Annotated in this window: 12 protein-coding genes; 5 read left to right on the top strand and 7 right to left on the bottom strand. The window is 54.6% G+C overall.

Going from position 1 to position 8158, the window contains the following annotated elements; all coding sequences use genetic code 11:
• On the top strand, nucleotides 1-948 hold a 948-nt coding region (gene mtnA, locus Q0711_RS10725; protein WP_299042526.1), incomplete at its 5' end, for an S-methyl-5-thioribose-1-phosphate isomerase.
• Nucleotides 949-1030: 82 nt separating this feature from the next.
• Here the strand turns inward: mtnA and Q0711_RS10720 are convergent.
• Nucleotides 1031-1225: a hypothetical protein gene (locus Q0711_RS10720; RefSeq protein ID WP_298617111.1), complete on the bottom strand. Its 195-nt coding sequence runs from the start codon at nucleotides 1223-1225 to the stop codon at nucleotides 1031-1033.
• A 130-nt stretch (nucleotides 1226-1355) separates the two neighbouring features.
• On the opposite strand from Q0711_RS10720, the gene Q0711_RS10715 reads away from it, so the two are divergent.
• From Q0711_RS10715 to ilvD, 3 genes are read left to right on the top strand one after another with little or no spacing between them, the layout of a single operon-like run.
• Nucleotides 1356-1661 (top strand): hypothetical protein, encoded by a 306-nt coding sequence (locus tag Q0711_RS10715; RefSeq protein ID WP_298617110.1) that lies wholly within the window; start codon nucleotides 1356-1358, stop codon nucleotides 1659-1661.
• The gene (locus Q0711_RS10710; protein ID WP_298617109.1) at nucleotides 1651-2628 is read left to right on the top strand and encodes a stage II sporulation protein M; all 978 of its coding nucleotides are present in this window, start codon (nucleotides 1651-1653) and stop codon (nucleotides 2626-2628) included. The genes Q0711_RS10715 and Q0711_RS10710 overlap by 11 nt, the downstream gene beginning before the upstream one ends.
• Nucleotides 2629-2669: 41 nt before the next feature.
• Nucleotides 2670-4352, top strand: a complete 1683-nt coding sequence (gene ilvD, locus Q0711_RS10705) for a dihydroxy-acid dehydratase (RefSeq protein ID WP_298617108.1) — start codon at nucleotides 2670-2672, stop codon at nucleotides 4350-4352.
• Here ilvD and Q0711_RS10700 read toward each other — a convergent pair.
• From Q0711_RS10700 to rsmD, 4 genes are all read right to left on the bottom strand, one after another.
• On the bottom strand, nucleotides 4333-5106 hold the full coding sequence (locus Q0711_RS10700; RefSeq protein WP_298617107.1) for a cobalt-precorrin-6A reductase: 774 nt from the start codon (nucleotides 5104-5106) through the stop codon (nucleotides 4333-4335). The genes ilvD and Q0711_RS10700 overlap by 20 nt on opposite strands.
• Complete coding sequence (locus tag Q0711_RS10695) at nucleotides 5107-5283, bottom strand: hypothetical protein (protein ID WP_298617105.1); 177 nt, start codon at nucleotides 5281-5283, stop codon at nucleotides 5107-5109.
• Between the two features lie 21 nt (nucleotides 5284-5304).
• Nucleotides 5305-6267, bottom strand: a complete 963-nt coding sequence (locus Q0711_RS10690) for an aldo/keto reductase (protein WP_298617104.1) — start codon at nucleotides 6265-6267, stop codon at nucleotides 5305-5307.
• Between the two features lie 259 nt (nucleotides 6268-6526).
• Entirely contained in the window at nucleotides 6527-7072 is a 546-nt protein-coding gene (gene rsmD, locus Q0711_RS10685; protein ID WP_366519120.1) for a 16S rRNA (guanine(966)-N(2))-methyltransferase RsmD, read from the bottom strand.
• Here rsmD and Q0711_RS11735 point away from each other — a divergent pair.
• The gene (locus Q0711_RS11735) at nucleotides 6981-7175 is read left to right on the top strand and encodes a hypothetical protein (RefSeq protein ID WP_366519121.1); all 195 of its coding nucleotides are present in this window, start codon (nucleotides 6981-6983) and stop codon (nucleotides 7173-7175) included. The two genes, rsmD and Q0711_RS11735, sit on opposite strands and share 92 nt — an antisense overlap.
• Nucleotides 7176-7265: 90 nt before the next feature.
• On the opposite strand, the gene ftnA is transcribed toward Q0711_RS11735, so the two are convergent.
• Both ftnA and Q0711_RS10675 read right to left on the bottom strand, forming a co-directional pair.
• The gene (gene ftnA / locus Q0711_RS10680; protein ID WP_366519119.1) at nucleotides 7266-7784 is read right to left on the bottom strand and encodes a non-heme ferritin; all 519 of its coding nucleotides are present in this window, start codon (nucleotides 7782-7784) and stop codon (nucleotides 7266-7268) included.
• On the bottom strand, nucleotides 7750-7998 hold the full coding sequence (locus Q0711_RS10675) for a FeoC-like transcriptional regulator (RefSeq protein ID WP_298977177.1): 249 nt from the start codon (nucleotides 7996-7998) through the stop codon (nucleotides 7750-7752). Before Q0711_RS10675 ends, ftnA begins: the two co-directional genes overlap by 35 nt.
• Between the last annotated feature and the right edge of the window lie 160 nt (nucleotides 7999-8158).

Below are 8158 nucleotides of genomic sequence, written 5' to 3'. Positions count from 1 at the left end.
GCGGAGATGGCCACTGCCATTCGGACAATGGTTGTACGGGGTGCGCCGGCGATCGGTGTGGCCGCGGCCTTTGGCATGGTTTTGGGCGCAAGAGAGTACAAAGGGAGCGATCGCGAGGGGTTCTTGGTTCACCTTGAGAAGGTCGCCTCGGAATTGCGCCAAACACGTCCCACCGCAGTGAATTTATTTTGGGCGATTGATCGGATGCTAAGGGCAGCCCAGCAACCCACAGCCACTTTGGAGGAATTGCAGCAGCACCTTCTTGAAACCGCCCAAAGCATTGCCCGTGAAGATGTGCAAACCTGTCAAGCCATTGGCGAAAACGGCCTCAGTGTCCTGCCGAAAACTCCCGAGAAGTTGCGCCTGCTCACCCACTGCAATGCCGGTGCCCTAGCGACAGCAGGCTATGGAACAGCGTTAGGGGTAGTGCGTGCGGCTTGGGCAGCGGGTCGCTTAGAGCGGCTCTATGCCGATGAAACTCGTCCTCGCCTGCAGGGGGCGAAATTAACTGCTTGGGAATGTGTGCAGGAGGGCATTCCCGTCACCCTGCTTGCCGATACGATGGCGGCTCACTGTATGCAGCGGGGGATGATTGATGCGGTGGTGGTGGGTGCCGATCGCATTGCCCTAAATGGGGACACCGCTAACAAAATTGGCACCTATAGCGTTGCCCTTGCCGCCAAAGCCCACAACATTCCCTTCTTTGTCGCGGCACCCCTTTCTACCATTGACACCAAAATTGCCACTGGGGCGGAAATTCCCATTGAAGAGCGACACCCCCAAGAAATCTATCAGGTGGGGTTTAGCCGCATTACGCCGGCTGGGGTGGATTTTTACAATCCTGCCTTTGATGTCACCCCTGCCCATTTAATTAGCGGCATTATCACTGAGCTAGGGGTCTTTGCTCCCGCTGACCTCGCACGGGGTATTGGCGCAACGGCAGGCTAACGACGGCAGACCGCACGGGCAATATCCCCTGCTATCGGAGGGGGGATAGCTTTTGGTTGCCGTCCAATCCCAACCGCAGGACTCAAACGTTGTAGGGATTACAAGAGGCAGTTGCCCGATGCCGGTAATCGTCTCCACGGGTCGAGAGGCTAAAATCCACTTGGGTAATGCCGTTCCTATTCCTATAGAAGCGACGGGAGTGCATATCTACGGTGTACACGCGAGCCACTTCCATTTCTGCCAAGACAGAGGGGGCGATCGCCCAACCTAGGCTCAACGTTGCTGCCCCCCAAGGGCAACAGATGTCCGAAGCATTGTCACAAAACCTCTTCCTCTAGTCGTGTTGCCATCCTAGCAACTGTGCTAGAAAATCCTTATTCCCAATTCAAAAAGCTCTATAGAAAAAGATGATTTCCTCGCCATCGCATTTAAGTCCAACCGACCTCAGTGCCCTTGCGGAACGTATCCGCATGGCGGCTGACCAAGCCAACGGGAATGTCCATGACCTACTGGCACTGCTGCGTCTTTTGGAGCAATTGCACCGCGAAATTTGTGACAATCAGTTTCAGGCAGCGTTGCCCACCAATCGCCAAGCGCTCTATAAACTGCTGCGGGATATTGAAACCAATGGCGGCTGGCCCTACATTCCTCGCAAACGCCTAGAGTCCTTTTTGGGGGCGATTCAAGAGGAATCAATGGATCATGAATGTTGAACGCTGGTTGATACGGCAGGAGCCGCAGTGGCTTGAGTTCGAGCAACTCCTCAACCGTGCTGAGACGGCGGGGATTCAGGGGCTATCGGCAACGGAGATTTGCCGCCTCAGTCAGTTGTACCGCGTGGTCAGTGCGGACTTGGCACGGGCAAAAACGCGCCGCCTGGGCAGTAGTCTTGTCAACTATTTGCAGGGGTTGACGTTGCGGGGCTACAGCCAAATCTATCAGGGGCGGCGCTCCCAAGATTGGCGCAGGGTCTGGGGGTTTTTCCAGCGGGGCTTCCCAGCGGTTGTTCAGCAAACGTGGGGCTATACGGCCTTTGCCTTGGGGGTCTTTCTTGGAGCTGCTGCGATCGCTTGGTGGTATGCGTGGCGCGATCGCCAGTTTTTGGAACTGGTGGTGCCCTCGGACATTCTGTCCTTGGTGGAAAAGGAGGGGAAGCTGTGGATGGGGTCAATTGTGGGGGTTGAACCCTTGGCTTCTAGTGCCATCATGACCAATAACCTGAGTGTGGCCTTTGCAATGTTGGCGGGGGGAATTCTAGGGGGGCTGGGAACCCTCTATATCCTCTGGAACAATGGTTTGCACATGGGGGCGATCGCTGCCCTTGTGGCGCAAAACAACCTAGAGTATCCCTTTTGGGCTTTTGTCAGTCCCCATGGTGCTTTAGAGTTGCCCGCCATTTTTCTAGCGGGGGCGGCAGGTCTGTTGCTGGGGCAGGCGATTCTCTTGCCGGGGCGATACCGTCGCCTTAGCGCCTTGAAGCGCAATGGGACTCTAGCCGCGCAACTGATGTTTGGGATCGTGCCGCTCCTAGTGATTGCGGGTATAATTGAGGGCTTTTGGTCACCGAATCCCCTGATTCCCAACAGTGTCAAGTATCTTTCCGGTCTTGGATTATTAACTGCTTTGATGTTTTATTTGGCTAGCCCCCTAGAGCGATCGCCCACAGGTGGGGGAAAATAAAGAGATGTTTTATTAATGTTTAGGCCGATCGCGAGAACACTATGGCAGACAACTGGCGCAGTCGCATCATTACCGAAGGCATTCAACGCACCCCCAACCGAGCCATGCTGCGAGCCGTGGGCTTTGGCGATGAGGATTTTAACAAGCCGATTGTTGGGGTGGCCAGTGCCTACAGCACCATTACCCCTTGCAATATGGGGATTGCTACCTTAGCCAGTCGTGCCGAAGCGGGCATTCGCGCCGCAGGGGGGATGCCCCAGTTGTTTGGCACAATTACCGTCAGCGATGGTATTTCCATGGGCACCGAAGGGATGAAATACTCCCTCGTTTCGCGGGATGTGATTGCCGATTCGATTGAGACTGCCTGTAATGCCCAAAGTATGGATGGGGTGTTGGCGATCGGCGGCTGCGATAAAAACATGCCCGGGGCAATGATTGCCATGGCACGGATGAACATTCCCGCCATTTTTGTCTATGGGGGCACAATTAAGCCCGGTCACTGGCAGGGGCAAGACCTTACCGTTGTCAGTGCTTTTGAAGCTGTGGGTCAGTTTAGTGCCGGCAAAATGGATGAAGCCACGCTCCATGCCATTGAACACCATGCCTGTCCAGGGGCAGGTTCCTGTGGTGGTATGTTTACAGCCAATACAATGTCCTCGGCCTTTGAAGCCATGGGTATGAGCTTGATGTATTCCTCAACCATGGCGGCGGAGGATGCCGAAAAGGCAGACAGCACGGAGCTGGCGGGCAAAGTGCTCGTGGAAGCCATCCGCAAAAATATCCGTCCCCGCGATATTATCACCCGCCAATCCATTGAAAATGCGCTCAGCGTGATCATGGCGATCGGTGGCTCGACAAATGCAGTGCTGCACTTTCTGGCGATCGCCCACAGTGCCGAGGTACCGTTGACCATTGATGACTTTGAAACCATTCGCCAACGGGTGCCTGTCCTCTGCGACCTCAAACCCTCAGGGCAATACGTTACCACCGATCTGCATCGGGCGGGCGGCATTCCCCAAGTCATGAAAATGCTCCTCAATGCCGGCCTACTCCACGGCGATTGCCTGACGATTACAGGCGAAACCATTGCCGAGCGGCTGCGCGATGTGCCCGATACCCCCGACCCCAACCAAGAGGTGATTCGTCCCTTTGACCAGCCTCTTTACGCCACCGGCCACTTGACTATTCTCAAGGGGAATTTAGCCACTGAAGGGGCAGTTGCCAAGCTCTCCGGCGTAAAACATCCCCAGATCACCGGGCCTGCCCGCGTCTTTGACTCCGAGGAAGCCTGTTTAGAAGCAATTCTTGCCGGCAAGATCAACCCCGGTGATGTCATTGTCATCCGCTATGAAGGCCCCGTTGGCGGTCCAGGGATGCGGGAAATGCTGGCTCCCACCTCTGCCCTTATCGGTGCCGGTTTAGGGGATAGCGTTGGCCTCATTACCGATGGTCGGTTCTCCGGCGGGACCTATGGTATGGTGGTGGGTCACGTTGCGCCGGAAGCTGCGGTGGGGGGAACAATTGCCCTTGTGGAGGAGGGAGACTCCATTACCATTGATGCCCATCAGCGACTCCTGCAATTGAATGTCAGCGAGGAAGAACTGGCCGCACGCCGCGCCAAGTGGCAGCCGCCGGCACCGCGCTATACCCGTGGCGTTTTAGCAAAGTATGCCAAACTCGTCTCTTCTAGTAGCCTGGGGGCGGTCACGGATCGCTTTGTCTAGGGGGGGCTAACTCCTGCAAAAAGGCCTCGACACCGGCGCGATCGCTGGTTTGGCGCGGATAACTCAGCGGCGGCCGCTGTAGGGTAATCAGTTTGACCCCCAACTCACGGGCAAGGGTCTGCTTGATCTGCTCACTCTCGTTGCCCGACGCCTTGGTCACCACCGCGGTAATCTGCCACTGTTGCCAAAGAGCGCGCTCTAGCTCAAGGGATACAGGCGGGAAAATGGCAATTAAGCGCCGGCGATCGAACCCAGCCCCTAAGGCGGCTTCTAGGGCAGTGACTGTGGGCAAGATGCGTGCAAAGAGCGTTGCCTGACGCTGGAGGAGAGCAAAGGCCGCCAACTGTTTTACCCCCACCGTCAACAACACTCGCTCCCCCACCAAGAGATTACTTTGCAGTAGCGTAGGTAAATCTGTATAAATACCCGTTGCTGGGGGTAAATTGGGGCGTTCAAAGCGCAGGTAAGGTAGCTCCAGCTCTTGGCTAAGCTGCATGGCAAGGGCAGAGATCTCCGCTGCAAAGGGATGGGAAGCATCCACAATCCCGCGAATGGCGTGTTGTTGAATTAACTCGCGGGCGCGGTTAGAGGTCAAGCGCTCGACATGGCATGTGAGCAACGGATGGGCTGGATAGAGACCAGAGGCGGCTGATGTGGTCACACTTACCCAGCAGGGAAACCCTTGGGATAGGATTAAATCCGCAATCCAACGACTCTCATGGGTGCCGCCAATCAGCCAAATTGCTCCTTCCACCTAGCCCAGTAACGCGCGACGGAAGTTTTCGCGATAGGACTTATTCATAAGCAGGGGTAGCCACAGCACGCTGAGAACAAAGCGCGATTGGGTGTAGTACGTGCGGTGAAATCCTTGCCAAAAGCGCAGGGCAATAAAGAAGTAGAGAACAATTCCACCAAGAACGAGGAGTTCCATAGAGAGGCTGGTGAATCTGAACTACCACTTCCACATTACTGGATTCTTGGGATCAAGAGTGGCGATGACCGGCTGGCTAATCTCATCCAGCATAGCCAAAATAGACTCATCCAAGTGCAGGTCAGCCGCTTTGATGTTTTCTAACACCTGCTCTGGATGGCGGGCGCCAACAATGGCACAGGTTTGCGGTTGATGCAAGACCCAGGCCAGCGCCAGATTCCCCACCGTTGTCCCCAAGCTGGTGGCAATGGGTTTCATAAGTTCAATGGCCTCGAGGGCACGGGCATAGGTTTCCCCTTGAAAGAGCTGGTTTTTGGCGCGGTTATCCTCAGGATCGAACCGATGGTCAGGCCCAAAGCGACCCGTGAGTAATCCTTGGGCTAGGGGGGAGTAGGCCAAAATGGTAATGTCGTGCTCAATGCAAAAGGGAATTAACTCTGTTTCTGCCCAACGCCAGAAGAGGGAATAGGGAGGCTGGACACTGTCAATGCGCCCGTACTGCATTGCCTCAGCCAGTTGGGCACGGGAGAAGTTGGAGACCCCAATGGCACGGATTTTGCCGGCAACTTTCAACTCCACCATCGCCTGCATGGTTTCCTCAATGGGCACAACCTCTGAACCAAAGGAACCCGCCGGCCAGTGAATTTGATACAGGTCAATGTAGTCGGTGTTAAGGTTACGGAGCGATCGCTCGCAGGCGGCAATGACTTCTTTGTAGCGCAAATGGTTGGCAAACACCTTCGTTGCATAGACACAGCGATCGCGCAGATCTCCTACGGCTGCGGCTATTATCCGCTCTGAGTGACCCTCCCCATAAACCTCCGCCGTATCAATGGTGGTCATCCCCGCTTCCACCGCTGCGCGAATCGTGCGAATGGACTCCTCATCTTCAATGCCGACCCACCAACGTTTGCCGGCTTGCCAAGTGCCAAGAATGAGCGGCGTAATTTGAATCTCCGTGCGACCGAGGGGGCGAGTTTGCATAGAAAATCCCTGTTGAGGAACCACTGGCGAGACCTTGGGAGAACGGGCGGGGCACCCAGCAATCCAACTCCCTCCTTGGCCGTTGATGGCGTAAAGGAATTGATTCGCTAGATAACAGGCTCTTGGCCAGACGCACTCCCTGGCCCGCTGCAGGATTTATGGACACTGTACCGCGCGTGCAGGGCCTCCTGCAACCGCCAAACTGCCGAGTGAATATTCCCAATTTCGGAAGGATGAAATTGCCGCGTAAACGTCAAATTCAGTGGCCACAAAAGAAGAGCACCGTTGTACTGCCATAGATTTTAATTCGCTGCTGTTGCCAGCCGATCGCTAGAATGGCCTCTAAATCCGGTGGGTTTTTGGTGTGACACTCAACGGCAATTTCCCCCGTTGGCCTCAGACACCCTTGTTGCCAAAGTAACCGCAGAACGGGGAGATATAGATCGCTCTTGTAGGGGGGATCAAAGTAGATAAAGTCAAATTGCGGCACAGGGAGTTGGAGGAGTTTCTGGCGGACATCCCCCCGCAAGAGGAGGGTGTGCTGATGGGGTTGAGCCAAGGCTGACCAGTTTTGCCGAATGGCTTGACAGGCTTGGGGAGATTGCTCAATCCCCACCACCCATTGAGCACCGCGAACAAGAGCTTCTGCTCCCATTGCGCCCGTACCGGCGCACAAATCAAGCCAATAACAGCCTTCCAAGCGGCCTTGCCAGATGTTAAAAATTGCCTGGCGAACCTTTGCCCTTGTGGGTCGAGTGCTGTGGCCGGGAAGTGTTTTGAGCGATCGCTGGCCAGAAATTCGCAACGGCATACTTTTAATGTATCTGCTTCAAACCCAAATAAAAAGCCCTGGGAGTCTTGCCGTGTTTCGACCCCAGGACTTCCGTTTGCGAATCACTCCTCACTAACTAAACCATACTTTAGGTTTTCAAAGACCTGTAGAGCGTCCTATGACACTTTCTCAAGCGACACCTAACTTTTCGGGCAACGGGCGTCAACTATATTTTAGGGTTACTGGGCGACTTGGCTGCGGCAAGCTTGCCAATTTCTTGGTCAATAAAGAAGAGTCCCTGCCCCTCTGTGCCAATCAGTTCAATTTTGTCGAGGATGCTCTTGAATAAAAATTCCTCTTGGTGTTGTTCAGCAACGTACCACTGCAAGAATTGCAATGTTGCATAGTCAGGTTCCGTATCTGCCAAGTGTACTAGCTCATTGATTTTGTGGGTCACGAACTGTTCATGCTCATAGACTTTGCTGAACATCTCCTTGAGAGACTGAAAGGTGTGCGGAGGCGCTTCCATACCCCCTAGAATGGCCAAAGCCCCGGTTTCGTGCATGTAATTCAACAGGCGTCGCATGTGAGCCATCTCTTCGTCGGCATGCTGACTGAGGAATGTCGCACAGCCTTCGAGAGCTTTGTGGGCACACCAAGAACTCATTTGCAAGTAGAGATGCGCTGAGTAGATTTCAAGGTTGATCTGTTCATTGAGCCGATTTGTCATTGCTTCGGATAGCATTGCTGATTCTCCATTGGTAAAGTTCAAAGGTCTCCGGGCTGCATTGGTTACAACTGCCACAGTGGCCAGGGGCTACTTTTTGCACCCGGCCTTTGCGGATGAGCTGCTCCAAAATGGGTTCAATTGCTGCCGGCGGTGCCCGAAAATGGGTCGCCAATTCCCGCAAAGACACAATTTGACGGTTCTTGATATAGTCCTGGAGTTGCAAGAGCACGATCACTCCCTCCCTAGGGTAGAAAACCGCTGGCGATCGCCCCAGTATTTCAAGCCCATGATCACCATCCCCATCACCACCCCTAAACCCAATAACCACAGGAATGAGAACAGCGGATGGGCTGCAAATGTCATGAGTTGGTAGTAGGCCGTGGCCACCC

Origin of the sequence: uncultured Thermosynechococcus sp., from assembly GCF_937958135.1 — a bacterium.
In the GTDB taxonomy this organism is placed as follows: domain Bacteria; phylum Cyanobacteriota; class Cyanobacteriia; order Thermosynechococcales; family Thermosynechococcaceae; genus Thermosynechococcus.
Note: the sequence above shows the minus strand (reverse complement) of the source record. Positions and strands in the feature narration are given on the sequence as shown.

Excerpts from the sequence above, each read along its gene's own strand:
- Q0711_RS10710 (WP_298617109.1), top strand. The coding sequence starts at position 1,651 with ATGAATGTTGAACGCTGGTTGATACGGCAGGAGCCGCAGTGGCTTGAG.
- ilvD (WP_298617108.1), top strand. The coding sequence starts at position 2,670 with ATGGCAGACAACTGGCGCAGTCGCATCATTACCGAAGGCATTCAACGC.
- Q0711_RS10715 (WP_298617110.1), top strand. The coding sequence starts at position 1,356 with ATGATTTCCTCGCCATCGCATTTAAGTCCAACCGACCTCAGTGCCCTT.
- Q0711_RS10690 (WP_298617104.1), bottom strand. The coding sequence starts at position 6,267 with ATGCAAACTCGCCCCCTCGGTCGCACGGAGATTCAAATTACGCCGCTC.
- Q0711_RS11735 (WP_366519121.1), top strand. The coding sequence starts at position 6,981 with ATGTTAAAAATTGCCTGGCGAACCTTTGCCCTTGTGGGTCGAGTGCTG.
- ftnA (WP_366519119.1), bottom strand. The coding sequence starts at position 7,784 with ATGCTATCCGAAGCAATGACAAATCGGCTCAATGAACAGATCAACCTT.
- Q0711_RS10695 (WP_298617105.1), bottom strand. The coding sequence starts at position 5,283 with ATGGAACTCCTCGTTCTTGGTGGAATTGTTCTCTACTTCTTTATTGCC.